This window comes from Hyphomicrobium sp. (genome assembly GCF_003987855.1).
GTDB lineage: Bacteria > Pseudomonadota > Alphaproteobacteria > Rhizobiales > Hyphomicrobiaceae > Hyphomicrobium_B.
This window is the reverse complement of sequence record NZ_RXIZ01000012.1, coordinates 183743-209236: the sequence shown is the minus strand read 5'-3', so window position 1 is coordinate 209236 and position 25494 is coordinate 183743. Positions and strand designations below refer to the sequence as shown.

Annotated in this window: 29 protein-coding genes; 5 read left to right on the top strand and 24 right to left on the bottom strand. The window is 58.8% G+C overall.

Annotated features, from left to right (window positions below; genetic code table 11):
- Positions 1-138: 138 nt before the first annotated feature.
- Positions 139-576 (top strand): molecular chaperone DnaJ, encoded by a 438-nt coding sequence (locus EKK30_RS11070; protein WP_290984682.1) that lies wholly within the window; start codon positions 139-141, stop codon positions 574-576.
- Positions 577-686: 110 nt separating this feature from the next.
- Positions 687-929, top strand: coding sequence for a hypothetical protein (locus EKK30_RS11065; RefSeq protein WP_290984679.1), 243 nt, complete (start codon positions 687-689; stop codon positions 927-929).
- A gap of 314 nt (positions 930-1243) precedes the next feature.
- Here the strand turns inward: EKK30_RS11065 and EKK30_RS11060 are convergent, their stop codons facing one another.
- The 22 genes from EKK30_RS11060 to motA all read right to left on the bottom strand — a co-directional run bounded on the left by EKK30_RS11060 (position 1244) and on the right by motA (position 20267).
- Positions 1244-2770: a flagellar hook-length control protein FliK gene (locus EKK30_RS11060; RefSeq protein ID WP_290984676.1), complete on the bottom strand. Its 1527-nt coding sequence runs from the start codon at positions 2768-2770 to the stop codon at positions 1244-1246.
- On the bottom strand, positions 2767-4074 hold the full coding sequence (locus tag EKK30_RS11055; RefSeq protein WP_290984673.1) for a hypothetical protein: 1308 nt from the start codon (positions 4072-4074) through the stop codon (positions 2767-2769). Before EKK30_RS11055 ends, EKK30_RS11060 begins: the two co-directional genes overlap by 4 nt.
- Positions 4071-5348, bottom strand: a complete 1278-nt coding sequence (locus tag EKK30_RS11050) for a MotB family protein (RefSeq protein WP_290984670.1) — start codon at positions 5346-5348, stop codon at positions 4071-4073. The genes EKK30_RS11055 and EKK30_RS11050 overlap by 4 nt, the downstream gene beginning before the upstream one ends.
- On the bottom strand, positions 5341-5934 hold the full coding sequence (locus EKK30_RS11045) for a hypothetical protein (protein ID WP_290984667.1): 594 nt from the start codon (positions 5932-5934) through the stop codon (positions 5341-5343). The genes EKK30_RS11050 and EKK30_RS11045 overlap by 8 nt, the downstream gene beginning before the upstream one ends.
- Positions 5931-7613, bottom strand: coding sequence for a flagellar basal-body MS-ring/collar protein FliF (gene fliF / locus EKK30_RS11040; protein ID WP_290984663.1), 1683 nt, complete (start codon positions 7611-7613; stop codon positions 5931-5933). The genes EKK30_RS11045 and fliF overlap by 4 nt, the downstream gene beginning before the upstream one ends.
- 183 nt (positions 7614-7796) lie before the next feature.
- Positions 7797-8747, bottom strand: coding sequence for a flagellin (locus EKK30_RS11035; protein ID WP_290984660.1), 951 nt, complete (start codon positions 8745-8747; stop codon positions 7797-7799).
- 207 nt (positions 8748-8954) lie between these two features.
- Positions 8955-9695, bottom strand: a complete 741-nt coding sequence (gene fliP / locus EKK30_RS11030; RefSeq protein WP_290984657.1) for a flagellar type III secretion system pore protein FliP — start codon at positions 9693-9695, stop codon at positions 8955-8957.
- Positions 9692-10180 carry a flagellar basal body-associated FliL family protein gene (locus tag EKK30_RS11025; RefSeq protein ID WP_290984654.1) on the bottom strand — a complete coding sequence of 163 codons (489 nt, stop codon included), beginning with the start codon at positions 10178-10180 and terminating at the stop codon, positions 9692-9694. Before EKK30_RS11025 ends, fliP begins: the two co-directional genes overlap by 4 nt.
- 23 nt (positions 10181-10203) lie before the next feature.
- Positions 10204-10935, bottom strand: a complete 732-nt coding sequence (gene flgH, locus EKK30_RS11020) for a flagellar basal body L-ring protein FlgH (protein ID WP_290984651.1) — start codon at positions 10933-10935, stop codon at positions 10204-10206.
- A complete protein-coding gene (locus tag EKK30_RS11015; protein ID WP_290984648.1) occupies positions 10922-11647 on the bottom strand; it encodes a hypothetical protein in 726 nt (241 codons plus the stop codon). The genes flgH and EKK30_RS11015 overlap by 14 nt, the downstream gene beginning before the upstream one ends.
- Complete coding sequence (locus EKK30_RS11010) at positions 11644-12753, bottom strand: flagellar basal body P-ring protein FlgI (protein WP_290984645.1); 1110 nt, start codon at positions 12751-12753, stop codon at positions 11644-11646. Before EKK30_RS11010 ends, EKK30_RS11015 begins: the two co-directional genes overlap by 4 nt.
- Positions 12750-13235, bottom strand: a complete 486-nt coding sequence (gene flgA / locus EKK30_RS11005) for a flagellar basal body P-ring formation chaperone FlgA (protein ID WP_290984642.1) — start codon at positions 13233-13235, stop codon at positions 12750-12752. Before flgA ends, EKK30_RS11010 begins: the two co-directional genes overlap by 4 nt.
- Positions 13235-14017, bottom strand: a complete 783-nt coding sequence (flgG, locus tag EKK30_RS11000; protein WP_290984639.1) for a flagellar basal-body rod protein FlgG — start codon at positions 14015-14017, stop codon at positions 13235-13237. The genes flgA and flgG overlap by 1 nt, the downstream gene beginning before the upstream one ends.
- An 11-nt stretch (positions 14018-14028) precedes the next feature.
- Positions 14029-14349 (bottom strand): flagellar hook-basal body complex protein FliE, encoded by a 321-nt coding sequence (locus tag EKK30_RS10995; RefSeq protein ID WP_290984636.1) that lies wholly within the window; start codon positions 14347-14349, stop codon positions 14029-14031.
- Positions 14350-14351: 2 nt separating this feature from the next.
- On the bottom strand, positions 14352-14768 hold the full coding sequence (flgC, locus tag EKK30_RS10990; protein WP_290984634.1) for a flagellar basal body rod protein FlgC: 417 nt from the start codon (positions 14766-14768) through the stop codon (positions 14352-14354).
- 4 nt (positions 14769-14772) lie between these two features.
- Positions 14773-15147: a flagellar basal body protein gene (locus EKK30_RS10985; RefSeq protein ID WP_290984631.1), complete on the bottom strand. Its 375-nt coding sequence runs from the start codon at positions 15145-15147 to the stop codon at positions 14773-14775.
- 110 nt (positions 15148-15257) lie between these two features.
- Positions 15258-15677 carry a hypothetical protein gene (locus EKK30_RS10980; RefSeq protein WP_290984628.1) on the bottom strand — a complete coding sequence of 140 codons (420 nt, stop codon included), beginning with the start codon at positions 15675-15677 and terminating at the stop codon, positions 15258-15260.
- Positions 15678-15691: 14 nt separating this feature from the next.
- A complete protein-coding gene (locus EKK30_RS10975) occupies positions 15692-16768 on the bottom strand; it encodes a flagellar biosynthesis protein FlhB (protein ID WP_290984625.1) in 1077 nt (358 codons plus the stop codon).
- A gap of 27 nt (positions 16769-16795) precedes the next feature.
- Positions 16796-17785 carry a FliG C-terminal domain-containing protein gene (locus EKK30_RS10970; RefSeq protein WP_290984622.1) on the bottom strand — a complete coding sequence of 330 codons (990 nt, stop codon included), beginning with the start codon at positions 17783-17785 and terminating at the stop codon, positions 16796-16798.
- Positions 17786-17821: 36 nt separating this feature from the next.
- Positions 17822-18259: a flagellar motor switch protein FliN gene (fliN, locus tag EKK30_RS10965; protein ID WP_290984619.1), complete on the bottom strand. Its 438-nt coding sequence runs from the start codon at positions 18257-18259 to the stop codon at positions 17822-17824.
- 81 nt (positions 18260-18340) lie between these two features.
- Positions 18341-19318, bottom strand: coding sequence for a FliM/FliN family flagellar motor switch protein (locus EKK30_RS10960; RefSeq protein ID WP_290984616.1), 978 nt, complete (start codon positions 19316-19318; stop codon positions 18341-18343).
- A gap of 70 nt (positions 19319-19388) precedes the next feature.
- Positions 19389-20267, bottom strand: a complete 879-nt coding sequence (gene motA / locus EKK30_RS10955; protein ID WP_290984613.1) for a flagellar motor stator protein MotA — start codon at positions 20265-20267, stop codon at positions 19389-19391.
- A 175-nt stretch (positions 20268-20442) separates the two neighbouring features.
- Here motA and flgF point away from each other — a divergent pair, with 175 nt between their 5' ends.
- From flgF to EKK30_RS10940, 3 genes are all read left to right on the top strand, one after another.
- Positions 20443-21165 carry a flagellar basal-body rod protein FlgF gene (flgF, locus tag EKK30_RS10950; RefSeq protein WP_290984610.1) on the top strand — a complete coding sequence of 241 codons (723 nt, stop codon included), beginning with the start codon at positions 20443-20445 and terminating at the stop codon, positions 21163-21165.
- A 62-nt stretch (positions 21166-21227) separates the two neighbouring features.
- Positions 21228-22592, top strand: a complete 1365-nt coding sequence (locus tag EKK30_RS10945; RefSeq protein WP_290984607.1) for a FliI/YscN family ATPase — start codon at positions 21228-21230, stop codon at positions 22590-22592.
- Positions 22593-22652: 60 nt separating this feature from the next.
- Complete coding sequence (locus tag EKK30_RS10940; RefSeq protein WP_290984604.1) at positions 22653-23234, top strand: hypothetical protein; 582 nt, start codon at positions 22653-22655, stop codon at positions 23232-23234.
- A gap of 11 nt (positions 23235-23245) precedes the next feature.
- Here the strand turns inward: EKK30_RS10940 and EKK30_RS10935 are convergent, their stop codons facing one another.
- Both EKK30_RS10935 and EKK30_RS10930 read right to left on the bottom strand, forming a co-directional pair.
- A complete protein-coding gene (locus tag EKK30_RS10935) occupies positions 23246-23977 on the bottom strand; it encodes a lysozyme (RefSeq protein ID WP_290984601.1) in 732 nt (243 codons plus the stop codon).
- A 52-nt stretch (positions 23978-24029) separates the two neighbouring features.
- Positions 24030-25262 carry a CBS domain-containing protein gene (locus EKK30_RS10930; RefSeq protein WP_290984598.1) on the bottom strand — a complete coding sequence of 411 codons (1233 nt, stop codon included), beginning with the start codon at positions 25260-25262 and terminating at the stop codon, positions 24030-24032.
- Between the last annotated feature and the right edge of the window lie 232 nt (positions 25263-25494).

Here is a 25494-nt window from a genome sequence, read left to right as displayed (position 1 = left end):
GCAGTGACCTTGCAGAAGTCAATGCGGCGATCTTAAGCTCGCGTTGTGTTATCGCCCGGCTCAGGTGTCAGCGCACCGCAAGCTCTCGTGTGTAAATTCATCAAATAACAAACTCACAATGCGCCGTTGGTCCAACGCATGCCGTCTCGCGCGCCGCTGCCGTCCGATTTCGAAACGATCGTTGATCGCTTATTCGGCTTCGACGAGCGGCCAGGTGGCGCGCCGAAACCGATGCCCCTTTCTCCCAACAGCCTCGAAGCTGCGTGGTCGTTGAAATTTCATGTGCGGGGCGAGAATGCGCAAACGCTCCCGATTTCTCGGCATCTCTACGACGATGATGGGGAAGACGAGCACGACCCACAATCCTTGCTCGATCCTAACAAGATCTTACTCGAACTGGGCCTCGTCTCTAATTCTACCGAAGACGACGTCTTGTCGCTCAGGCGTGAATTCGCGCTGAGAAACCATCCTGATCGCGTCCGGCCAGAACTTAGGGATTTGGCAACGCAACGGATGATGATCGCCAACGACCTCATGGACAGGTACGTCGCACGACTTCGCAAAGCCGGCCCCTGAAGGGCAATTTGCATAAAATGCAATCGGCTTCCTTCGCGATATTCCCACGAATGTCCGGTATTGTACGTATCGTGCCGACATCAGGCTCGACGACGATGAGGACGAAGAGAATGGAATTCGCGGGCGCGGATCTCAATGTGCTGCGGCTACGTCTTGCGGGCCTTGGCGCGGAGCTCGATGGCCGATGGGCGGAAAAGCTCGACGCGCAATTGCATCTCGATCACGACACATCAGAGAGTGCCTACTGGCACGCTGGCTATCATCAGGCGCTGGCCGATGTGCTGAGTCTCATTGCGCAGCGCGCTACCTTCGACAGCGCGGACAAGTCCAATTTGCGCCTTGCGGTCGGCTAGGATGTAGGAAGTTTCCACGCGGCATGAACTGGTGGAACAATTCGCATTCCTTTTCGAACGCCTTTTGCTGATCGGTGAAATGGCGGAACTTGAATTGGGATGCCGTACCGATGTGGGCGCGCAGCTTTGATTTGAGATCCTCTCCTGCGCTTCCCACGTAGGTAATCGCGAAGCGACCCATGTTATCAATGAAGCCCAGGGCGTATGCGCCTGGACATTGATCGACGAGTTCTTCGTCAATTGTGTCTCGCGCAAGAGCGAACGGCCCCCGCAAACCTGCTCCGATCAATTCGTTCTGCATCATCTGATAATGCCTAGATATAGACGGCGTTTCCTAACCGACCGCTGGTGACTTCGGGAGTGGCAGGCTGCGGACGCGTGTCTTTCGCGCGGCGCTGTGCCTGATCCGAGGATGAACCTCCCCCATCGCGGCGTTGCATGTCTCCCTCCTGACGGCCGGAGAAGCTCGAGCGGGCCTGATCGCTATCGCGTGATTGGGAACCGTTCGATTGCCACCCGTTGGAGTTCGTCGAGGCGCTCGCGGAGGCGTCGGTGATCTTCACACTCGAGATATCATAGCCAGCATCGCGGAGCCCCTTCTCAAGGCTGGTGCGATCGTCATTCAGCATTTGAGCGGTCGATGCCTTGGATGCCTGCGCCTCGATCGTCAACGCATTGTCCTTCAGGCTCATGTGAAGCTTCACCGCGCCAAGATCAGGCGGTGATAACGTGAGGTCGAGCGAGCGCAGCATTGACGGCGCTGCAGGGCGCGTCGGGATCGCCGGCTGCTGTACGTTCTGGCTCTGGTCCGCATCGGGTGATTTGAGGCTGGCGATGATGCCGTCGCGCACCTGGCTCACTGGAGAGGATTGGGGGTGGAGATCTGCGGACGTTGTCGAGAAAATCTTATCCAACGATGGCGTCGTATCATCCTTGGCAGCCTTCTTAGGAGCTGCATCCGACAGCGCTTGCTTCGCGGTTTGTGCGCCATCTTGCGTCCCTTTCCCGCCGGCCGAGCCGTCAGGATTTCCCCCAAGCGCGAGCGGCGGAAGATCTGTGTTTGGTATCGCCGGAGGTTGCGCATCTGACGATGGCTGCGGTTCGGCATTAGCGCTCTTGGTGGCCGGAGCCGCTGCGACCGAATTGGAAGCGAGCACCGCCGCGGATTGCACGGCTGAAGGTGCATTACCGACGAGCGGTCCGGCTGCGAGCCGGGAGTCCGTGATGGCGTTGTTCGCGAAATTCCAATGTGTTTCCTGCCGGTCGACCGTTGCTTGTATCCGATCAGTCGGATGATCTGTTGGCGCGGCGTCCTGCTGCGCGGCTGTCGCGAATTTTTCGCTGTCTGCGTTTGCAAGCAGCCGATCCTTCGCGTTCATCAGGGCGAGGATGCTCGCCTGTTTGAGCATTGGTGTTGGACGGCCGGATACCTGGGAAATATTGGAAGTCACATCAGCCGAGGGCGCACTTGATGGCCGTGAGTCGTCCGTGGTTTGCTGGACAATCGCAATGTTGGGAAGGACCGGATCTGCTGGCGGCAAAGGTGGGGCTTCATTGATCGCCTCCTGCCCCAAGGTTTCGAACGTGTCTTCGAAGCTCGCGCCGTCGTCGTCCGATTTGTCGTCGGTGCGCCGACTTGTTGCCGTCTTGTCGATCTTCGCTGGGGCTTCTTTCGAATCATTTTCCTTCAAGCGGGGTGCGGGCGCGCCATCATCGTCAGAACCCGCCTTGCTATCGGGCGCAGACTGTCCGCCACGCGAACCATGCTGTATCGCTCTCCCGACCTTGGTCTGCATGAGAACTTCCGGCCCGCCTGGACCAGCACTAACCGCCGCCGTCATCGCGCACTCCTCGAAATCATCGCATCTGCTTTCTTCAAAATCTTGTCGGCTTCGTCCAATGCTGCCGACGCCTTCATGGCCGTCGCTTCTTTCGGAGCTTCCGCCGGTCGAGGCTTTGGCGACGCGCCGTCCGCTGCGCTATTCACGCGCGGTGCTATTGATTGCGCTCCCACGACCGACTTTGCGATGAAGCCCGCGACTTCGCTGATCTCGTTGTCATCTTCGGACAGCCGATCGGCTGCAATCTGATCCAGGGCCTTCAGCGCGTTTCCCGCAGCATCCGAGGGCGCCTGCGCGGCAGCTAGATAAAGACGAGCTCGGTCCCGATTGGCGGGCGATGCGCTTTGAATGGACAAAACCTCGCTTGCAGCGGCTTTCGTCAACGTCAAGCGGCCTTGCATCAATGCTTCGCCAGCCAAATCGACGAACAATTCGGGTGATGCTTCTAAATCCTTTTCGTCTAGGGCGTGCGCGATCCGATCCACGGTGGAGGCGCTATCGAGCTCCGGGCGCTTGGCGACAGCCTTCGAAAATTCGCGGAACATCTTCCAAGCGTAAATTGATCTGCCGAACTCCCGCACATAGCTGATCGCGAGCATCATTGCTCGCTCGCTATCTCCCGCGCCGACGAGGAGCGGAATTTCACGTCGCGCAGCCGCTTCATCGATCGCCGTATGGGGCATCGCGAGCCTTGCCTCGTCCAAAAGATTGATGGCGCGGACATGATCTTCCGTAATGTACAGCGATGCTCGCGCCAGCGCGAACGGACCGACCAAGCTGACATCGAGGGAGCGTGGGTCGACATTTTCTAGGACCTCGCGGGCAGTTTTGGATCTGCCTTCCGCGAAGCTCATTATGCCATTGGCCAGACGTTTATCGGCATCACTCGCCGTGTCGTCGTCCGCCAAGGGACTCAGAACGCGGGCGTCGCCGCCGCTCAGCACGTAAAGCAACGTTGTGCGAACGTTGACGTTGATCTTCCAATCTTCCGGCTCAAAAGTTCGAACAACGCGCGCAATTTCATTCAACAGCCGTGCCTGATCCGCCAGCGCTGCGCGGTCGCCTCGGATGATTTGATCCTGGATCCTGCCAAGCTGCTCGACAAGATGTCGGGCATTCTGGGCGCTTTGCGGATTGCCTTCCTTCTTCGGCTGGTCTCCCTGCGCATCTTGAGTAGTGGCGGCGACAGCGTCGGCTTGTGGCGCGCCGAAGATGAAGGACGGCCGAAAGTAAAAGGCATAGCCGCCGAAAGCGGCGGCCAACACCACGAACAACGCTGCAGCAATCAGCGCTATTCGTTTCATTTTTTCTCGCCTTTGATGAGGATGTCGATCCGGCGATTGGCAGCCGCAAGAGTGTCGCCCGGAATTCTGGGATCGCGATCTGCGCGCCCTTCGATGGCGATCACACGCCCTTCATCTATGCCGCCGTGCTGAAGCATGTAGTAAGCCATCTGCGCGCGGGCAGCGGACAACCGCCAATTGTCGTAGGCGCCGTTCCTGAAGGGCCGCGAATCCGTGTGACCGCGGATCACGAGTTGACCCTGCTTTCCGCTCAACAACTGCGCGATTTTTTCCATGACCAAAACGAGTTCTGGCCTAGGCTTCGCGGAGCCCACCTCGAACATGCCGAAGTTCGCATCGTCGGTGAGGCTGATGAGAGTTCCTTCGGAGGTCGCCTTGACATCGATCTTCGGAAGGTCGCGCCCAAGGTCCGCGACGGCCTTGCTGATGTCATCGTTCAGCTTCTTGGCGTCTTCGTCCTTGTCGTGCGTCTTGTCTTCCTTCTTGGTCTGATCGAGCGCCATCGGCGTCGGCTTCGGCACGACGATCTGCTGCTTGGACTGATCGGAAGCGCTATCTGCGGCAGCCTTATGGGATTGATCCTGAGGCGCAGGTTTGTCATTGACGCCCGGCATCGCGGTCGACGCTTTGGATTGCTTTTCAGGGACGACCGGCGCGGCCTGCGGTCCAGGCTTCAAAATCTCCTCGGATTTTCCGGCTCGCCTGTTCGTGCGATCAAACGGATCGCTGACGTTGCCGTCAGACGGGCTTGCAGCTGCCGTCAAAGGCTGGCTGGCGCGCGCTTGGTCGGCAAGCTTGTCAAGAAGGTCGCCGGGATCATTGAAAAGCGCTTGTTCTTTGGCAGCCTCGGCGCTCTTCCCGCCTGAACCCGAGCTCGATACTTGGCCCGCGTCATCGTTGGCTTTGCCGCTATCTTGTTTGCTGGAGTGGTCGGATTGCTTCTTCTTCTTGTCGTCGGGGTGTTCTTTTTCGAAGCCCTTCTTGCCTTTTTCATCCGAAGGCTTTGCTTGCTCTTCGGTGAGGTCTTCGATCCCTTTTGGAGACTCGATGCGGTCGGTCAGGCGCATCGGGTTGAAATAAGCAGCAACCTGGACGATCGTTTTCCTATCAGCAGCATTCACCAGCCACATGACGAGGAAGAACGCCATCATGGCCGTCATGAAGTCGGCATACGCGATCTTCCAGACGCCACCGTGGTGGGCTTCATCGGTATTGCGTCGACGCCGTACGATGACGAGCGGCTGGGATGATACGTCGTGCTGGTCCTTACTCATGTGCGGCGGCCTCAAGATCGGCGATCCACGCCGAAATGTTCACCTCTATATCGGTGTCTTCGATGTGCGCGCGGATGTCCGCGGTCGCACTTTCCGAAAAGCCGATATGGAAAGATTGCGCAGGAAGCGTATCCTGGAGGCGCGCGATGATCTCGGCGGGCGCCTCAATGTGCACTTTTGCGCCTTCGGCGAGCGCGCGTGAGATCGCCTTCTCGAGATCCGATAGCGCGCGTTCGCGAAGCCGGTCAATTAGCCAAGGGCGCAATAAGACGGCAATCCGTTCTTCCAGCCTTCGCGACAGCTGTTCCGTGACGTTCTGCAATCGATCGGCAAGAACGTCGGCGCAATCGTGCTGCCACGTTTGCTTCTCCTGCTCAAGATCGTGGACATGACGCACGGCGGCTTCGAGGAGAAGCTGCTCGGCGTCCTTTTCAGCTTCCGCTCTCCCTTCGGCGCGCCCTTTGTCGAAGCCGTCGTCGTATGCAGCTTTCACCATTGCATCGATATCGGGCTCTGCCTCGGGTGCGTTGGCGCGGTCGAAATCGGCCAGGAGAGAAAACGCGGGACTGTGCAGCCGCGGCCTCATCCGTTCTTAACCCAGTGCTTCATGATTGCAGTCGCCTGCTCTTCATCCCGATCGAGGATCGCACTAAGCTTTTCGACGGGGCCGAGAGTCAGTGATCGTCCAAACGGCGAATCGTTTCCAAACGCGCTTGCCATGGGCATGCTGCCGTCGAAGGGATTGGCCCCAGGTTCAAGTAGCGGGGACGCCATCTCAGGCATGTCGATCGGAGCCGGGCCAGATCCCGCGATCGCAGCCATCGGCGCTGCGATCGATGCCGTGGCGCTTGAATCCTCGATAGCGGTGGTGCCGCCCGACAGAAGCGTGCGCATCACGGGTCTGAAGCCCGCCATGACGACGATAGCCGCCACCAGAAGGATCGTCAGCGACTTGATGCCCGTGCCAGCGAGGCCAAGTAGAAGCGGCGCCCACGAACCGGAGCTGTCCGACTCAAACGGGGTTGGCGCGAAGTCCACAGCAGCGACGCTGATCTTATCTCCGCGCTGCGTGTCGATCCCTGCCGCCGACAAAGCAATCTTTTCGATCTCTGCGACCTGCTTATCGACATCTTCCTGCTTGGCATCCTTACCAATCGCGTCCATCAGGCGCTTCTTGTTGACGACGACCGAAACGGAGATGTTGTCAACCTTATACCCTTCGCTGGTCGTCGAAGCGGATTTCGAGCTGATCTCGTAGTTGGTCGTCTCTTCCTTGCGATCCTGAGCGCGTTTCGTCTGATCCTTGGTATTCGTCTGCTCGTTCGGAATATTCTGCTGCACGCTCACGTTCGATTTGCCGCTCCCATCCTGAGAGCTCTGAGCCTCTTTGATGAAGCGCGTCGAACGTTCGACCTTGCTGTCCGGGTCGTATTTCGTTTCGGTCGTCTCGTGCTTGTCGATATTCAGCCGCGCCATTGCGCTGACTTCGAAATTGTCGATGCCCAGGTAAGGTGAAAGCGTTCGACGCACGCTGTCTTGGATCTGCTTCGCGACGGTCTTCTCGAGTTCCAGCATTTGAACAGGAGCATCGCCGCCCGCCACACCGTTGCTGCCGCCAAGAATTGATCCGTCGGTGCCTATGACCTGCACGCCTTCCGGCGTCATCTCAGGTATTGCCGAAGCGACAAGATGCTTGATGGCGGGTGCGGCGGAGGCGTCGCCCGCAACATCCGTTCTAATGACGACGGAAGCAGAAGGCGCCTGCTTCTTCACGCGCAGGGCATTTTGATCAGGGAGAAAAATGTGAACGCGAGCAGCGCGGACGCCTTTCAAATACTGGATCGTTCGTGAGAGCTCGCCTTCGAGCGCTCGTACCCGGGTCACCTCCTGCATGAACGAAGTGAGGCCCAACGCGCCAAGTTTGTCGAAAAGTTCGTACCCAGCTGTCTGACTTCCCGGCAGGCCCTTTTCGGCGAGGAGCGCCCGCGCCTGCTCGGTTTCGCCGACAGGAACGCTAAGCTTCGTACCGTCGATGCTGGCTTCGAACGGGATGCCGGCCTCGGACAATGCGGTGCCGATGCGGCTGATATCTGGCGGGGTCAGACCGACGTAGAGCGTTTCGTAGCTCGACCGGGACGCAAAGTAACTTCCGATGGTGATCAAGGCGAAAACGAAGACGCCTGCAATCCCGAGCGCAGTCAGGCGCCGACGGCCTAGGCCGAGAATGCTGCGGTATAGATTCTCAAGTTGGTTGCGCCAGTCCATCTCATGACCCAGTCGGGGAGGTTCAACCGCCGACGGTAGAGAGGGAACCTTGTGCAAAGGTGACGGGCCGCCATCCAGAAAGCCAGCCGCTTGGCGGATCGTTGTTTCTGGAAGGCGGCCCGTTCAAACGTGCCGGGACTGGGCCGAGATGGAGGCCGGCGTCTAGCGCCGGCTCTCAACCTACTATCGGAAGAGCGATAGGATGTTCTGGCTTGACTGGTTCGCAATACTGAGTGCCTGGACACCCAGCTGCTGCTTGACCTGTAAGGCCTGTAACTTAGTCGACTCCTCGTTCATGTCCGCGTCCACCAGCTGAGATATGCCGGTTTTGATCGAGTCCATTAGTGAGGAGACAAACGAAGTCTGCAGATCGATACGCTTCTGAGCAGAGCCCAGGTTCGTAGCTGCCGTGGTCATGGACTGGTAAGCCGCATCGACGCCCTTAATGTAGCCCGTCAGGGTCGCCTGGTCGGTCGGACTGTCGGTCAGCGAGCTGATGTCGATGTTCATAACCGACGTGCCGCCCGTGGTCACAATAGCGCCCGTCGAAGAACGCTGCGAGTCGAGGATGCCGCCGGCGCCCGATGCAGTCGAGCTGTCGAACAGGATAGACGTCGACGTGTCGACGCTGATCGTGCCGATCGAAACAGTGCCCGTCGAGCTGCGCGAGAAGGACGACACGATCGTCTTCGTGGAGCTGTAGCCGGAAGTCGAGGAATCGACGGAGACCCAGTTTTCGCCCGAGAAGCTTGCCGAGGAAGAAATGCCCTTCAGCTGGTCCTGGAGCTGCGTGATTTCCGATTGAATTTTGGAGCGGTCAACGCCCGGCGATGCCGCCGCAACGAGCTTATCCTTGATCTGACCGACGAGATCGATGCTCTGGTTGATAGCGTTGTAGGCAACGTCAACGGTGCCTTTGCCCAGTCCAAGCGCGTCTTGAACCGTCGAAAGCGCCGAGTTGTCGGATTTCATCGTGGTCGCGATCGACCAATAAGCTGCGTTGTCCGAAGCGCCCGCGACCTTCAGGCCGGTCGAAATTCGGTTCTGCGTAGTCAGCATATCCTTGGACGTCGCGCGGAGCGATTCCAGCGCGGTCATTGCGGAAATGTTGGTATTAATACTGCTCATGCCCATGTCCCTTGTCCTTCACTCAGCACAGACGCCACTGGGACATGCCGGGTCTTCCGGCTTGACAGATCGGCTTCATGCCTGTGGCGCGGTTGTTAGCTGCCACCCTGTCATCAGTTGAGGGATACCGGAGAGTCGTTTCTTAGTGGTTAATTTTTGGGCCCCATCCGTTAATTCTTTCGGAGAAGACGCGAGAGGCATCCTCTCGGGTTGCTAGACGAACGATTTCACAAGAGCTCCGACAAGCAGGCTCCAGCCGTCGACAAGAACGAAGAACAGCACCTTCAATGGGAGAGAAACGACCGTCGGCGGCATCATCATCATGCCCATCGCCGTCATGATGGTCGCGACGACCAGATCTATGACGAGAAACGGCAGTGTTATCAAAAAGCCGATCTCGAACCCGCGGCGAATCTCGGAAATCATGAAAGCCGGCATCAGCACCCGAAGATCATCCGGGCCGGCTTTATTCTGCTCGCCGAATCGTTCGGCCGACATCTGCTCGAACATCGCGAGATCCTTTTCACGAACGTTTGCCCGCATAAAGGTCCGGAACGGGGCGGTTGTCCGTGTATAGCCATCCTGCTGACTGATCTTGTTTTCGACCATTGGCCTGACGCCGTTGTCCCAGGCGTCCTGGAAGGTCGGCGCCATCACAAAGAGCGTCATGAAGAGCGCCAGACTTATAATAATGAGATTGTTTGGCGTGGTCCCAAGACCAAGTCCGGTGCGCAGAAACGAAAACGCGATTGCAAATCGCGCGAAGGACGTGACCATCATTAGGAGCCCAGGTGCGACCGAAAGCACGGTCATCACCACAAGCAGCTGGACTATGCGGCCCGAGACGCTGGCATCCCCCGACGGAAACAGGGATTGAAGATCGAGGGTCTGGCCGAACGCCACTTGCGACGACAGGGCCAAAATCCCGAGGGCGCCGAGAAGCCGCCAAATCATTCGAGAACCAATCCGCCGATCAGAAGTCCCAATATCGCGCCGCGGCCCCTGATCCTTGCCCGATCGTCAAGTTGCTCTCGCAAGTTTTGAAATCCCCTTGCCCCTTGGATATCCGCCAGCGTCAAGCCCTTGAGGTATGCAATCACGTCTTCGCGTACCTCACCAAGGAGTGTGGTCGTCTCGGGCGTGCCGTGCGCGACGATAATAGAGAGGTCGAGCCTGGCGCGAATCTTGGGATCGGTCTCGAGATCGGTGATCACCGAAGGGATCGCCAGTTCGACCGCGTCATTTGGGAAACGCCCGGGTATGGGTGCAGGCGCCGCTGTCGCTGCGCTTTGTGGCGGCGGCGCAGACGCGTCGGGCAGTAAGAAATAGCCATAAGCGCCGCCACCGCCAGCGCCGAGAAGCAGTCCGATGACCACGGCGACCAAAAAACCGCCGATTCCTCCTGAACCTTCGCTTTTTTCACTCTTGTCCTTTGCCATTGGCGGTGTTCTCCAACCTTGGCCTAGAACGGCGACACGATATCGAGGATCTGCTGGCCGTACGGAGGCTGCTGAATTTCCATGACGCGCCCGCGGCCTCCATACGATATCCGCGCCTCGGCGATCTTGTCATACGAGATGGTGTTATCCGTATTGATATCGCGCGGTCGAATAACACCCTGAACGTTCAGCACGCGAAGTTCGTAATTCACGCGGACTTCCTGCGATCCGCTGATCACGAGATTGCCGTTAGGAAGAACTTGGCTGACCACGGCGGCGACGAGCAGGTTGATGGTCTCGGAACGGCCAACCGTCCCCTTCGAATCTGTTGCCGTCGTCCGATCCAAATTGCCGTTGAGACTTCCCGATCCGGTTGGACCCGACGCCCCGAACCCGAAGTTGAAGTCGGCGGAGGATTTCAGCCCGACGCTTGCGTCGCGTGAGCGCTTCAGGTTGTTGTCAAGAGAAGCCTTGTCGTTGATCTCGATCTTCACGGTCACGACATCGCCGACCTTCAATGCGCGCGCGTCACGAAAGAGATCGGCGCCTGAGTCTTGCCAGGTCGAGTTTCCGGAGTGGTAGGCAACAGGGGTCACCGGCAAGTCAATATGTGCCGTTTGCGACGGCGAGAGCCCAGCTCCCACGGGAGATAACGTCGGCTCGCGATTTACTTCTTTCAGCTGAGCGCAGGCCGACAGAAGCAGGCAAAGCGATGCGAGTGCGGGCGCCAATACTCGCGAGCTAATGCTGGGCATTGACCTTGCGCTCCGGCTGAATTGCAAGATCGCCGGATCCAGCGATTACGGCGGATAGTCGGGCAGCCTTTTCGACGGCCATCTCGGCCATGATCGGGCTCGATACCTTCGGCGCAAGTTTCGAAATGATCGCGGCTGACGTCATCTCGTCCATGGCTGCGAGCTGCGCGGCAGCCGAGTCGGCTTTCATTTTACTGTAGATCTGCACGAGAGAATCTGTGGCGCGCGCGGTGAAGTCCTCGCGGAGCTTCATCCATTTCTGGAGAACCTCCGCTTTGGCATTCAACAGCGCGATGCGATCATCGATTTCCTTGCGCGCTTTGTCGAGATTCTTGGTCTGCTGGGCGATCTGGGCGGCGGATGTCGCGTCAACGATATTGGAGCAATACTGCTGAGCCGGACTCAGGGGTGGAGCCGAAGATTCCGGCAGCGGGAGCGCATCGGAATCTTTTGCGTCTTCCTTCTTGGCTCCCTCAGGCTTGCCCTCTTCTCCAGCAATCCGGAACGAGTATGCGATCGGCGGCGTCTCTTGCGGGTTTGCGTGCAGTTCGAGAGTGCGAGCCTCCCGATCGACCGGAGGACCGACCACTTGGTTGCTCAGCGTTCCTGCATCCGCCACCCGTACACTCGTCAGAAGGACGATTAGGCCGGCTGCGAGGAGGATTGCGGCCTCGCTATGCCAACTTCCAATGCGGACCATAGATTTCGTCATTGAACCACCAGCTCCGCTTGCAAGGCCCCGGCCGTCTTCAGCGTTTGCAGGATGGCGATGATCCCGAGCGGCTTCAGGCCCATTTTATTGAGCGCCGATACGAGTTCTCGGAGGCTCGCACCTTTAACAATGGCGACGTTCCCGCCGGCTTCGTTCACGTCAACCTGGGTATCGGGCACGACGACCGTCTGACCTCCTTCGGAGAAGGGAAGCGGCTGCGAGACCTGGGGCGTTTCCGTGACGCGAACGGTGATCGTGCCGTGGGCAACGGCGACGGTAGAGATCTTGACCTCACTGCCGATAACGATCGTGCCCGTCCGCTCATCGATGACGACGCGTGCGGATTGATCCGGCTCGACTTCCAACTCGCCGAGTTCGGCAAGAAGTCGTGACGAGAGTATGCCGCCAGGCTTGCGGATCATGACGCTCTGCCAATCTCTGGCACGCGCGATCGGCATGCCGAAGCGGCCTTTCGAGAAGTCATTAATGACGTCCATTATTCGGACGGCGGTCATGAAATCCGGATTGCGCAGCTCGAACTCGAGCGGCATGCTCTCGTCGAATGCACCTGGTGCATCCTGCTCAACGATTGCACCGTTGGGAATTCGTCCGCGCGTCGGAATGCCGGAAGTGATGGATTCGGCCGCGCCTTTGGCCAGGTAGCCAGAAATGGTAATCTGGCCCTGCGCCACAGCGTAGATCTTCTGATCGGCGCCCGTTAGAGACGTGAGCACGAGCGAACCACCCGCCAATGATTTCGCATCGCCGATCGAGGACACGTTGACGTCGAATCGGGATCCTTTGGATGCGAATGCCGGAAGCTCCGCGGTCACCATGACAGCCGCGACGTTGCGCGTGCGGGGCTCATATTTCGAACCGCGAATATTGACGCCCATGCGATCGAGCATCGCCTGGACCGATTGCTGAGTGAATGGCGTATTGCGTAGCGTATCGCCCGTGCCGTTGAGGCCGACAACGAGACCGTACCCGACGAGTTGGTTGGTGCGGATGCCTTTGAGGTCCGTGATGTCTTTAATGCGCGTCGCCGCGTCCGCGGCAAACGTCGCGACTAGAAAAAAAAAGACAGCTGCGATGCTCAATTTCATTGATCGTCAACCGCAAGTGTCTGATCGGACCTGATCCGCGCCTTGATGATGAGCCCGGATTCCGGATTTCGGACGCTTATGATCTCGCCCGTAGAGCCAGACTGCAAAGGCACTCCGAGACCCACAATCGAGAGGAATTTCGAGTTATAGGTCAGCTTGTAGGTGCGGCCCTGCTTCACGACATCCTGGGCACGAATGCCATTTTCGGGAATCAGTTCTCCGGGCAGCAGCGTGCGGCGGGCGATCTTGCCGATGAGATCCTGCTGGTGTTCGCCAAAGACCGGCGGGTTGTCGGCCGAGACCAGCAGCTCCCGCTCAATGAGGTTGCTGTTGGTGAGCACATCACCGGGATAAATGACTGCGCGAGGAACGAAAATCGTGCGGCCCGGATCTTCACCGAAAGCGGCAACCGGGAACGCGAGCAGGACGAATACCGCCATACCGCTAAGGATCGTTCGCCGGATGTCGCGCAGGCCCATCATCAGCGAATTTCCTTCGTGATGACGTTATACATATCATCGGCAGCTGAGATGACCTTCGAGTTCATTTCGTAGGCGCGCTGCGCGGTGATCAGCTCCGTGATCTCCTTCACGGGATCTACGTTGGAGCTCTCGAGATAGCCCTGCTGGATTTTTGCAAAGCCGGTGTCGCCAGGGTTTCCGAGATTTGGCGCGCCGGATGCTTCTGTCTCCTGGAAAAGATTGCCCCCGAGCGGCGCTAGTCCGGTTTCGTTGGCGAAGTTCGCAAGAGTGAGCTGGCCGAGCTGCGTTTGCGTACCGCCGACGACGGCGAAGACCTGACCCGTCGCGTTGACGACGAGGTCGGTGGCATTAGAGGGCACGGTGATGTTCGGGATTACGAGATTGCCCTCCAGCGTGATCAGCTGTCCATTCTGATCCCGGTTGAAAGCGCCGTCGCGCGTGTAGAGGATTTCGTTGTTCTCGCCCTGAACCTGAAAGTACCCGCGACCGCTCAATGCAAGATCGTAATGATTGTTCGTCGAGGCGAGAGCACCTTGCGCCGTCAGCTTTCGAATGGCGACAGTGCGCACACCGAGGCCGAGGGTGTTGCCTTCGGGGATGATGGAGTCATCGTCTCGTGCGAGGGTGCCCGCCTCGCGATCCGACTGATAAAGAAGATCCGCGAACTCGGCGCGGGAGCGCTTGTAGCCTGTCGTATTGATGTTAGCGACGTTGTTGGCAATGACCTCAACGTTGGTCTGCTGAGCCGCCATGCCGGTCGCTGCAATCGAAAGCGCTCTCATGAATCATCACCTCAAATCTGCATTCGGCTTATTTCTTGGTACGCTCCGACGACCTTGTCTCGCACGGCAACGACCGTGCGCAGTGCCTGGTCCGCCTGCATAACGGCCTGGACGGCTTGCTGCAGCGGAGCTTTGCCCTGCATGCCGGCAATTGCCGTGGTCTCTCCGTTCTTGAGCGTAGACAGAGCGTCGGTGGCCATGGAGGCCAACGTCTGCGCGAAATCATTATGCGGAACTCCTGCCGTTCCGCCCGTCGGTGTGGCCGTTGCCAACGGCGACGTGCGCGTGACGCTTTTCAGCTCCGGCGAGAGCATGGCGATGTTCAGGCTCATTCTTACGACCTCAGCAGATCAATGGTCATCGATACGATCTCGCGAACTTGTTTGATGACCTGCGTATTGGCCGTGTAAGAGCGAGAGGCTTCACGCATGTCGGCGAGTTCGGTCATCATGTCTACGTTGGGCATCTTCACGTAGCCCTTGGCATCGGCGGCGGGGTGCCCCGGCATGTATTCCGTGCGAAACGGCGCGTCGTCGCGGCCGATTTCATCGATCTGGACCACGTCAATCCCGTTCTCTTCATCGGAGACGGACTGAAAATTGAGCGTCTTGCGCTGATAGGGATCGGAGCCCGCCGTCTTGCCCGTGGTCTCGGCATTGGCGATGTTTTCGGATAGCACGCGCATGCGCGTCGATTGTGCAAAGAGCCCGTTCGAGGCGGCCTTCTGCGCGGCCAGGAGTGGATCGCTCATTTTCTTATACCTTGGTCACGGTTTGAAGCATGCGATCGAAGGTTTTCAGGATCTGCGTGTTGAGCGTGTAGCTCCGCATGACCTCGCCGGAATTGAAAAATTCCTTTTCGAGGTTTACGTCGTTACCGGAGACGAGAACTTCGGCTTTCCCGCCCGAATCACCGTTGCGGATGGGGCCGTACGGCGCAGCTCCGAGGTGCTGAGAGTTGGTCGTCGCCATCGGCATCGCCGTTTGCATGGCGTCGTCGAAGCTTTCAACCTCTCGCGCCTTGTAACCCGGCGTGTTCGCATTGGCGACGTTCGAGGAGATCACCGATTGGCGCTGTGCGAGCCATTCGTTTTGGCGAAAGGCAAGGTCGAAGAGTTGCATCGGCTGCATGGAGAAACCCTGAGTGGCCTTCTTGGCATTGTGCATCCGCTCCCTTGCGTCGGACTGGAGCGGAGGTTTTCTGCCTTCAGCAGCGGGCATCCTGATGCCGCGGCGATCGCCTAGTTGATACGAGCTTCGCCGAGCGCTTCGTGCAGCCGCGACGTGTTCGAGCCCGGACCGGTCGATTCGCCTTCGAAGGTGATGTAGGTGATCTCGACACCTGCCTCTTCGGCCTCGAGCATCAGGCGAAAGTAGACGTGCACCGACTTGTGATGGAATTCCATGTCGAGACACACACGGGGCAGGGCACCCCACTCAAGGAAGACGTCGCCGGCATGCCCGAAGCTCAAGGTTTCAGGCTTGAATGCGAGTTCGATCGAGGATTGCACCAGAGAACCGACGCTCGCGATTTGTCCCGTCTTGAGATAACTCACGAGATCCGGCAGATCGATCAGGCGAAGGTCAGTCGCCACGGCTCGAATACTATCTCCCAGGATTTTTTCGCGAACTTGCGAATGATCGATTCGGACTGGAATCATCGACAGCTCTTCCCTTAAGCGCGTATCGGTTGGGGTCCGTTCCTGCGGGCCTGGAGGCGAAGCAGGACTTGGGCCACCGCCTTGTAGAATTCGACAGGGATCATCTGATCCACTTCTACTTTTGCATATAGGGACCTTGCGAGAGCCTTGTCCTCCACGACCGGAATGTCATTTTCCTCAGCAATTCTTCTTATCGTAAGCGCAACAAGATCTTGGCCTTTTGCCACGACCTTCGGCGCACCGCCTTCTGAGCGAACGTAGCGAAGTGCTACCGCGAAGTGCGTCGGGTTGGCGATGACGAGTGTCGCGCGTGGCACCGAGGTCAGCATGCGCTGGCGAATGCGCGCTCTACCGATCGAGCGTTGACGCGATTTGATGTGAGGATCGCCTTCCATCTGCTTGCGCTCGTCTTTCACTTCCTCCGGCGCCATCCGGAGCGACCGGCGCCACAGGATGTGCGTTACGGGCAGATCGAAGACCAGCAGGGCGCACGATAGAACCGCGAGCACCGACAACAGCATCGTAAGGCTCTTCTGCGAGAGCAGAAGAATGCCAGCAGGATCGCTCCAGATGGAGTTTGTGAAATCGTGCCAGAGATACATCAAGATCGATATACTGGCAGCCGTAATGATCGCCAGCCGCAGCGTCAGCTTGAGGAACTCGAAGGTGCCCGACATGCTGAACAATCTGCCGAAGCCCTTTGCAAGGGAAATGCGAGAAAAGTCCGGCATGATGCGGTTGAACTTCAACGATGGGGTCGTCTGAAGCGCGGACGCAAGAACACCTGCTGCAGTGAAGGCAAGAACGATCGGCGCGGTGATCAGCGCGGCCGATACGCAAACGACATTGAAGATCATGGAGAGATCTTCGCCCGTCTCTATGCGGATCTGTCCGACATTACCTAGGAGGCCTGTCAGGAGATCGGCCAGATGCACTAAGAAAATGCGACCGAGAACCGAGATCACGAGAAGAGCCGCCAACAGGTATGCGAAATTCGTGGCTTCGCGCGACATGGGGATGTTGCCTTCCCCACGTGCCTCGGTCAGCTTTTTGTGTGTCGCTTCTTCTGTGCGACTTTCTTTATCCGCCACGTTCGGTATCCCGACCCTGGAGTGAAATTATAACGGAGTAGTGCCCGAAATATCGATCGCTCCCTCGGCGGAGAGCCGCAGAACAGAATCGACGATCGCGCGGCGGGCGTCGGCGATGTCGCGTTGTGGAACGTTCGCTGGACTTTGCAATTCGGCTTCGGCCATGCGGCGGGCTCTCGGCGCCAGAGCTGCCAGAACTTTTGCCTGAATTTCTGGGCTGGCTCCTTGCAGCGCCAGCACGGTGCGCTCGACTGGGATGCCATCCATGAGAACGGTCATCGCACGTACCGGCAGTCGCAGGAGGTCTTCGAACTTAAAGAGCATCTTGCGGATGGCTTCCGCATCCTTCGGCTTGACGCTCGCGAGGAACTCAAGCGCTTGAGCTGAGTCCTCTTTGTCCATGTTGTTGAGAATGCCGGCCAGCGCGACGTATTTGTCGGACGATCGACGATCGACATCAAACAGCTCTTCATGCAGGCCGCTTTCGAGCGCCTCGATAACCTGAGGCGAAAGCTGCCCCATGCCCAGGATGCGACTTAGAAGGTCATTGCGCACCGGCACCGGCAAAGCCTTCAAAACGGTCGACGCGCGCTCGCTGCCGAGACGATCCAAATAGTAGGCCGCAACCTGCGGCGACTGGTTCTGAAAATGAGCGCAAAGGATATCGTCGGGCAGAGCGGCCAACTGACCCCAGATATCCTGCCGAGTGACGAATTGATCGTTCGGATCACCCGATGAACGGTTCTCGGTGATCACATCCGTTACGAGGCGGCGCACGTCTTCCGGACGGCCCAGGAACGGTGTGCCTTGCCCGCACTGCGCCTCAAATTCTTCGACGATCTCTTCGAGTTCCGCCGCCGAAATCGTCGGCATAACTTCCGCGGAGCGAACGAGGATATTCAGCTCTTCCGGATTGAATTTTTTCAGCAGGCCGCTCGCGCGCTGCTTCCCCAGCGCGAGAAGAAGTACGCCGACTTTCTCGGGTCCCGATAATGGTCGCGAGTGTCCGGATGCCATGTAGAACGGTTCTCGCATTAAAAACTGTTATGCCTACTACTTCGCCGCGCCGGCGGGGGATCCGACCTGGGTGAGCACGACGCCGAAACGTGACGTTCCCTCATTGAGAACTACGACTTCGCCCCTGGCGATGAGGCGTCCGTTCACAAGTATGTCGACGGGATCACCGACCATTTTATCGAGCTTGACAACCGAACCCTTAGCGAGCTTCGCGAGGGTCGCGACTGGCATCTTGGCTGAGCCGAGAACGACTTTCATCATCACGGGAAGACCCATGATCATTGCGCTGTTCTCGCCGAAGTCGCCGCTCGATCCGCCAGGTTCCGTTCCGCCTTGAGGGAGTTCGGGCTCTGAACCTTCGAAGCCCGCAAGCTGCGATTCGCCAAAATCGCCGGGTCCTGAGATCGCCTGTTCGAAGCCGGTTTCCGTCCCTTCCGGAACGTCTTCCGCCTGGTTGGTGTCGCTCGGCATCATGACCGCCCGTTTCCTTGCTCTAGTACTTTCGAAGTTGATTGTGCCCGACGAATCCTGCCGCAGGCTTGAGGTTGATCGACATCAGAGACCATAAAATTCATCGACCGCCTCCCGTTGCTGATCAAATTCTTCCTCGACGCGAAGGATGAGGCCATTTTCGCGTTTTCCAAGCTCGCACCAAAACAGCGGGTTCTCGTCCGCGTCGAGGCGAACCCGCGACATCGAGGCCATCTGCAGTTCGATCACCGATCCCACTGCGAATCGTCGGACCTCATTCAGCGAGATCGGACGCTCCTCAAGCACCCCATTCACCTCGATGAAGGCGCGGGCAATTTCCTCGGCGAGCTGGCGCGACCAAGCCGGATCTTCCTCGGCATGTGCAGAAGGCGACGCATTCGACGCCTCGCCTGGGGACGCAGACACGAGGAGATTACGTATCGATTCCAGCGCGGCCTGCGGAATCACCAGTGTGAGAGCTCCGATGTGACCATCGAAATCCAGCGACAGCCGTGCTGCGATAACCGGAGATGTCGGCCCGAGGTTGGGCTCCAGCTCAATTTTTTCGACGACGTCACCTACGTCGAATTCGATATCCGCAAGAATAGAGAACGCCGAAGACAAGGAGCGCGCGACACGCCGAAAGAGAACGCGCAGCACGTTGGCATCGGTGCGCGTCGTCTTGCGCGGCGCCAGTGCAGCGGGCGAGATTGCTTCGCAGCCCGTCGCAGCTTCGACGAACAGCAAAGTCGCCGCTGGATCCGTCATGAAATAAAGCCAGCTGCGCCAACGCTCAGCGCGTACCACGCCAGCGAAGGCGCCGGGCGGCAACATGCACGTGTCGGCGATCGTAGACGCGAATAGCTCGAGCAGATGCACTTTCACCGGCAGCGGAGACAAGCTTTCAAGCTCATCGGTCATTATCCGCGGCAGTTGGCCGAAGATCATCTGCAGGCCAGGCAGCCGATCGGGCCGGTTGTGTCCGGCAGAAAGTGCGCGTTCGAGCGATTTTTCAGCTTCGTGCAGCGATTCGGCGGCGGTCATCAGAGCATCATCCTGCATGATGCCATTCCGGCGGCCGCTCGAAAAAGACTTCGCTACGATTGGAAAAAGAAGGCGCTCGCGATGTCATCTACGCCGCCTTTCTATCCTGTGTTGCGCCCCCGCCCATGGTTGCCGCTTCGACATCGTTGATGGTCGGGCGCTCGTATGCCGAGATTGCTTTTCGGCCGTGCTCGATCGCGACCTGAGGCATCGCGCCGTTCATAAAGGCAAGCAGCGATTGCTTGACGATCACATAGGCACGCAAATTCTTATCGCGAACGATTTTCACCTTTGTGGCGATCGGGCCAATCACCGCATACGAGAAAAAGATACCAGCGAACGTGCCGACGAGGGCTGAAGCGATGAGATGGCCGAGGATTTCCGGCGACTGATCAATCGCACCCATGGCCTTCACGACGCCGAGAACCGCCGCGACGATGCCGAGAGCCGGAAGCCCATCACCAACCGCCACCAGCGCGTGATAGGCTTTCAGCTTGTCGTGGCGGACCGTCTCGATCTCTTCATCCATCAACGCTTCGATTTCATGGGTGCGCGCATTACCCATGATAATTAGGCGGAAGTAATCGCAGATAAAAGTCGTCAACTCTTCGTTCGAGAGCACCTTCGGCGAGCGCTTGAAGACCTCAGCCTCGCCTGGCGAATCGATGATCATCTCCATTTCGGCGCGTGATTTGTCGCGTAACTCGCGCATCATGAAGAAGAGGAGGGCGAGCAATTCGATTTGCTGTTCCGCGGTCGGCGTTCCGTTCTTGAACGCTTCGACGATCGATTTACCCACGTCCTTGATCGTTTTCATCGGGTTCGCAACGACAAACGTGCCGAGCGCTGCGCCGCAGATGATGACGTATTCCCAGGGCTGCCAGATAACGGCGACGTGTCCGCCCATCGCGGCGAACCCGCCGAGCATGCAGACGAGGGTGATTACTAGACCGAGGAGAATGGTCACGTGGCGCGTCCCGAATACGGATTTCGACAAACCCATAAGCGACGCGTTGGCTTGCGCGGGACTTGCCCTCCGGCGCCCGCGGGCGCCTATCCGGCAGGGGTGCAGTCAGCCCGCCACAAGTTCGATGGCCTAGTCCTAAGTACACACCGAACAGCGGTGAGATGGATTTCACGGCATGCAATCGAACATATATGTGGCGTTGTCCGCTCAGATGGCGCTTCAGCGTCGTCTGGATGCACTTGCAAGCAACGTGGCAAACGCCAATACGGTCGGATATCGCGCGGAAGAGATGTCGTTCGAGGAGCTCGTTTCGAAGCAGAGCACCGACTCAACGAGCTTTGTTTCGAAGGGCGAATCGCATCTCTCGACCAAGGCCGGCGAACTCACCTACACCGGAAACCCTCTCGACGTCGCCATCCGCGGTAAAGCGTGGCTGGCAATTCAAACGCCAAACGGCATTGCGTATACAAGAGACGGGCGCATGCAGATGAACAGCGAAGGCATGCTCTCGACCATCGAGGGCTATCCTGTCCTGGACGCTGGCGGCGTGCCCGTGCAGCTCAACCCCAACGATCCTCCGCCCGTGATCAACAAAGCGGGCACGATCGAGCAGGCGGGCAACAATCTCGGCGCGTTGGGGCTCTATCGCATGCCCGAGGGCGCCAAGCTCACGCGCGGGGCCGGCGTGTCGGTGACTTCGGATCTGCCGCCGATAGCCGAGCTGGACTTTCTTCATAACGGAGTGGCGCAAGGGTACGTCGAGAAATCGAACGTCAATCCGATCCTGGAGATGACGCATCTCATCACCATTCAGCGCAATTTCCAGGCTGTAAGCACGATGATGAGCGATACTGAAAACTCGATGCAGGACGCGATCAAAGCGTTGTCGGGCGTTTGATGCCAATTTTTTCGCGGCGGTCCACTTACGTGCCGCAAGCGCCGGGAAGGTAGAGGTACGCCGTGCTCGAGACTGCCGCGGCCACACCTTTCGATCGATTGGACTTGTTGGTTGCTACCGCCGCAGCGCGTTCGCCCGCGCACCGCGTCTCGGGCAGGGTCGTTCGCATCAGCACCACATTTCTCGTCGTTTCCGGCCTGTCGAAGTTCGTTTCGATCGGAGATGCTGTTTCGATTTACGGGCTCGGAGGAACGGTCCTGGCCGAAGTCGCGACGATCGAGGCGGACACGATCAATGTCACTCCGTTCATCGCAGATCATCGCATCGAACTCGGCGCCCGCGTGACCACGATGACCGGGCCGATGACCTTGTCTCCCCATGAGTCTTGGCTGGGCCGGACGATCAATGCTTTGGGTGAACCGATCGATGGTGGCGATGCGCTCGTGCGCGGCGAGCGCGCATTCGCAATTCAAGGCACGCCGCCGTCGCCGCTGAGGCGCAGCAGGCTCGGAACCCCACTTATCACCGGCGTCAAGGCGATCGATCTTTTCACACCGATTTGCGCAGGCCAGCGGCTTGGGATCTTCGCGGGATCCGGCGTCGGAAAGTCCACGCTGCTCGCGATGCTCAGCCGGGCGCCGTCCTGCGACGTCACCGTTCTGGCGCTGGTAGGCGAGCGCAGCCGCGAGGTTCGTGATTTCCTCGATGACACCCTCGGTGAGACGCGGTCCCGGGTTGTATCGGTGGTGTCGACTTCGGATGAAAGCCCGATGATGCGTCGGCTCGCGCCGGCGACCGCGATGTGCATCGCCGAATACTACCGCGACCGGGGTCAGAACGTCCTCCTCATCATTGATTCTCTCACGCGCTATGCCCATGCGATGCGGGAGCTTGCGCTGGCGGCGGATGAGCCTCCCGTCGCGCGCGGCTATCCGCCGAGCGTGTTCAGCAATCTTCCGCGTTTGCTGGAGCGGGCGGGGCCGGGCGAAGAGGGTGCGGGGACCATTACGGCTATTCTCTCGGTCCTCGTTGACGGAGACGACCATAACGATCCCATCGCCGATACCACGCGGGGCATTCTGGATGGTCATATCGTCCTGGACCGCGGTATCGCGAGCCAAGGCCGTCTGCCCGCCGTCGATCCGCTCGCCTCGCTTTCGCGTTTGGCGCCCAAGATCCGAACTAAGAATCAGGCGCAGTTCGTCACGCAGCTGATTGAAGTCATTGCGAGATATGAGGACACGCGAGATCTCCGGGCCATCGGCGGCTACAAGAGCGGGAGCGATGCGGTCCTCGATCGAGCGATGGAAATCGTGCCGCGCGTTTACGAAGCGATAAAGCAAAATCTCGACGATCCACCCGTAGAGGACGTCTTCGGATATCTATCACAGACGTTGCAAAGTGGCGGCAACCGGCATCAGCGTTAGACTGCGTCCGGCACAGCCGGGAAACCATCGATGTGACCTTCCGATAAGGAGCGCAGCGCAATGGTAAATTCGACGGAAAGCATAGGGCGTTTGATCACCGAAGAGGTGCTGCTGCAGAGCGAGCGGCAGCTCCTCCAGAATCGCGACCGGCCTTCCCAGCAGGCAAAACAGCAGCAACCGCAACCCGCGCCGACGCCTCTCTCCTATAATGACAAGGCGGTATCATCCATTCTTCTCACTCTGCTGGACGAACAGCTGGATGCTTCCGTGATTGCGCCGAAGGAGCAAATGGCGACTACGGCCGAGGGCCAAAAGGCAGCGGGCGAAGCTCAAGCCACGCCGAATCGCGTCGCCGTTCAGTACGCTGAGGCAGAGGCCGCGTTTCGCGCCGAGGATGCCGTGCCGCTCGCTCAAGTCAATCCGCAAGTCATGGCAACCTCACCTGAGTTGCGCATGCTGATGGAAAGCGCCTTCGTGACGGCAGCCTCGCGACTCCAGGCTGGCAGTGCGAATGTCGGAAATGGCGAAGAGCGCAGGCGAAAAGCACAGGCTCAGCGCGAAACTGCCCTGTTCCGCATCGGTGCAGGCGTGTTTGCGGGTGCGCTACTCGTTATGGTGATCGCGGCCATCTTTAGCAGATGACACCGCGCGGCTCAGCCGACCCGAGGAGACGCTTGCGGCATCCGGGACGACTCGTTGGAATCGCGATTTGATTTTTTGTCGTCGGAGCTGCGATTGTCGGCGCCGTTTTGCTGCGCCATCTTCGACAGAAGGCTCAGCAGCATTTGATCGCTGCCCAGGGTCGGGAAGTTCTGAGGCGACGAATCTGCCGACATATGAGAGGCGATCGTTGCGGGGCGATAGGCCGTTCTCATGGATGGCGACGTTATCGGCGATGATTGCGAAACTGCCGATGCACTGGCTGCGGAAGCCATAGCCGCAAAACCGGCGCTTACACCCTGTGTCGCCGGAACGCCTTGGCCAAACCAGGCAACCTCTTGGAGCCGTCTTTGCACCAGGCCGTCCAGTGTCGCGCCACCGGCCTTGTTGTATTGAAGAAAGAGCGACTTCGCTTTGTCCAGGTCGCCACTGGCGATGGCTTGGCCAAGACCACTCTGCATCCAAGCCGTTCCGGCGTTGTAGGTGAGCGAGGTCAGGGCAGCCTTGCTGCCGTCGTCCAGACCCGGAGCAAACTTGTCGACGATATCCGCCGCTTTCTGGATCTCGGAAGAAAAACGCCTCTCGGCTTCGGCTTTATCTATGACCTCGCCCGCATATCGGGCTTTGGTGCCGTAGCCATTCGTGTTCTGGGCGTAGTCCCATCGCGCTTCGCCGGCATAGCCTTCGAATTGCTTGATGGCATCAAGATAGCTCGTATCGACCATAGGGGATGCTTGCCATGCCGAGCTTGCGGCAAGCTGGTGAGAGCAGGACTTTCTAGCGGCGGGAGCGCGCGACATCCCTCAGGACGTTGGCTTCCAGTTGTATCTCGTCCAATCGGTGCTTCAGGACGTCACCGATACTGATGAGGCCAACGACCTTGCCGTCGACGACGACCGGCAAATGGCGGATACGCTGCTGGGTCATGATGCTGGCGACGACCGAAACGCGGTCTTCGGGCGCGCAGGTGACCACCGAACGCGTCATCAGGTTCGCGACGCGCATCTGCGGCAAGTCCATGCCGTATTCGTCGACGCCGCGTGCCAAATCCCGCTCGGAAATAATACCTTGAAGACCGCCCTTGTCGTCGAGCACCAGCATCGCGCCAACCTGCTCTTTTCTGAACTTGTGGGCGAGGGCGCGCATCGTGGCATTGGCCTCGATTGTTTTGACGGCCGTGCCTTTGGTTTTCAGAATATCCGAGACCTTCATCTCGTCGCTCCAATCCAGTCCGGTCAATCCGCAGCAATTGTTGGCGTGCAGACGATATATAGCTGCCAGAAGATCCGCCCGGTCCTCGGCGGTCAAAGGATCGTAGGGATTGCGGTCGCTCGCAGGCAAAAGTTTCGTCAGATCATCGACGAAGACGGAGTCTTCGCTGAACGCCGGGCTCTCACGGCAGAAGGCGCTTCGTGTTGTAATGACCGAGAAGCCCGATGCTTGGGCGGCAAGAGCGCCGCGGCGTCCGCCTTCAATGACAAGACAGTGCTTGGAATCGATATCGAGGGCCGAAAGTGCATCTGCATAGAGCCGATCGCATTCCCCCTTGCCACTTTTGTCGCCCGAGACGACGAGATCGAACAAGCAGCGCCCGCGATCGCCGAGCAGCGTCGTCAGCAGGCATTCGGTGTCTCGGGGTTCAAGAAGCGAGACCAGGACCAGTTTCAAACCATCGTTGCGCGCAGCGATGATGAGATCGCGAATCCCAGGACGGGGCTCAAGCGCAGCGGTCGACAGGAGTTCGCCGAATACTTTCGAGGCACGCCGGTGCATGGCCTGGATGAGGAGGGAGATGTCTTCGGTCTCAGGCTTGCCCCGCATGATCGAGCGAACGTAATGAGTCATGCGCGAGATGCCGCTGCCGAGCTTTGCCGTCAGCGCGAAACCTTCGCGGTCGCACGGCCACTCGAAGCCGGCCTCGGAGAAGACCTGGGCGAAGGCCCTCCGGCGAATTTCTTCCGTTTCTGCGAGTGCGCCGTCGGCGCGAATGATGATCGCTTGGAGCGTCATCTGCCAGCTATGTTCCAAACTCGATTCAAGTATGCATTCTAGGTATCCCGAGACCGAGCCTGCGCCAACGCGACGTAAGGTCTGGGCGGGCGGAACGCCCGCGGCAGATTCGCCCGAGGCGGAACACGCGAAGGCTACATTGCGGCGCAATAAGAGCGCCATCCTAGGATCACGCCTCAGGTCCGAAGGTCGCCTTCGAGCCACGGCATGGCGTTTCGGAGGGCTGAGAGCG

Bases quoted from the DNA above. Each gene is read 5' to 3' on its own strand.
- EKK30_RS11070 (WP_290984682.1), top strand. From the start codon at position 139: ATGCCGTCTCGCGCGCCGCTGCCGTCCGATTTCGAAACGATCGTTGAT.
- EKK30_RS11065 (WP_290984679.1), top strand. From the start codon at position 687: ATGGAATTCGCGGGCGCGGATCTCAATGTGCTGCGGCTACGTCTTGCG.
- EKK30_RS11060 (WP_290984676.1), bottom strand. From the start codon at position 2,770: ATGACGGCGGCGGTTAGTGCTGGTCCAGGCGGGCCGGAAGTTCTCATG.
- EKK30_RS11055 (WP_290984673.1), bottom strand. From the start codon at position 4,074: ATGAAACGAATAGCGCTGATTGCTGCAGCGTTGTTCGTGGTGTTGGCC.
- EKK30_RS11050 (WP_290984670.1), bottom strand. From the start codon at position 5,348: ATGAGTAAGGACCAGCACGACGTATCATCCCAGCCGCTCGTCATCGTA.
- EKK30_RS11045 (WP_290984667.1), bottom strand. From the start codon at position 5,934: ATGAGGCCGCGGCTGCACAGTCCCGCGTTTTCTCTCCTGGCCGATTTC.
- fliF (WP_290984663.1), bottom strand. From the start codon at position 7,613: ATGGACTGGCGCAACCAACTTGAGAATCTATACCGCAGCATTCTCGGC.
- EKK30_RS11035 (WP_290984660.1), bottom strand. From the start codon at position 8,747: ATGGGCATGAGCAGTATTAATACCAACATTTCCGCAATGACCGCGCTG.
- fliP (WP_290984657.1), bottom strand. From the start codon at position 9,695: ATGATTTGGCGGCTTCTCGGCGCCCTCGGGATTTTGGCCCTGTCGTCG.
- EKK30_RS11025 (WP_290984654.1), bottom strand. From the start codon at position 10,180: ATGGCAAAGGACAAGAGTGAAAAAAGCGAAGGTTCAGGAGGAATCGGC.
- flgH (WP_290984651.1), bottom strand. From the start codon at position 10,935: ATGCCCAGCATTAGCTCGCGAGTATTGGCGCCCGCACTCGCATCGCTT.
- EKK30_RS11015 (WP_290984648.1), bottom strand. From the start codon at position 11,647: ATGACGAAATCTATGGTCCGCATTGGAAGTTGGCATAGCGAGGCCGCA.
- EKK30_RS11010 (WP_290984645.1), bottom strand. From the start codon at position 12,753: ATGAAATTGAGCATCGCAGCTGTCTTTTTTTTTCTAGTCGCGACGTTT.
- flgA (WP_290984642.1), bottom strand. From the start codon at position 13,235: ATGATGGGCCTGCGCGACATCCGGCGAACGATCCTTAGCGGTATGGCG.
- flgG (WP_290984639.1), bottom strand. From the start codon at position 14,017: ATGAGAGCGCTTTCGATTGCAGCGACCGGCATGGCGGCTCAGCAGACC.
- EKK30_RS10995 (WP_290984636.1), bottom strand. From the start codon at position 14,349: ATGAGCCTGAACATCGCCATGCTCTCGCCGGAGCTGAAAAGCGTCACG.
- flgC (WP_290984634.1), bottom strand. From the start codon at position 14,768: ATGAGCGATCCACTCCTGGCCGCGCAGAAGGCCGCCTCGAACGGGCTC.
- EKK30_RS10985 (WP_290984631.1), bottom strand. From the start codon at position 15,147: ATGCAGCCGATGCAACTCTTCGACCTTGCCTTTCGCCAAAACGAATGG.
- EKK30_RS10980 (WP_290984628.1), bottom strand. From the start codon at position 15,677: ATGATTCCAGTCCGAATCGATCATTCGCAAGTTCGCGAAAAAATCCTG.
- EKK30_RS10970 (WP_290984622.1), bottom strand. From the start codon at position 17,785: ATGGCATCCGGACACTCGCGACCATTATCGGGACCCGAGAAAGTCGGC.
- fliN (WP_290984619.1), bottom strand. From the start codon at position 18,259: ATGATGCCGAGCGACACCAACCAGGCGGAAGACGTTCCGGAAGGGACG.
- EKK30_RS10960 (WP_290984616.1), bottom strand. From the start codon at position 19,318: ATGCAGGATGATGCTCTGATGACCGCCGCCGAATCGCTGCACGAAGCT.
- flgF (WP_290984610.1), top strand. From the start codon at position 20,443: ATGCAATCGAACATATATGTGGCGTTGTCCGCTCAGATGGCGCTTCAG.
- EKK30_RS10940 (WP_290984604.1), top strand. From the start codon at position 22,653: ATGGTAAATTCGACGGAAAGCATAGGGCGTTTGATCACCGAAGAGGTG.
- EKK30_RS10935 (WP_290984601.1), bottom strand. From the start codon at position 23,977: ATGGTCGATACGAGCTATCTTGATGCCATCAAGCAATTCGAAGGCTAT.
- EKK30_RS10930 (WP_290984598.1), bottom strand. From the start codon at position 25,262: ATGACGCTCCAAGCGATCATCATTCGCGCCGACGGCGCACTCGCAGAA.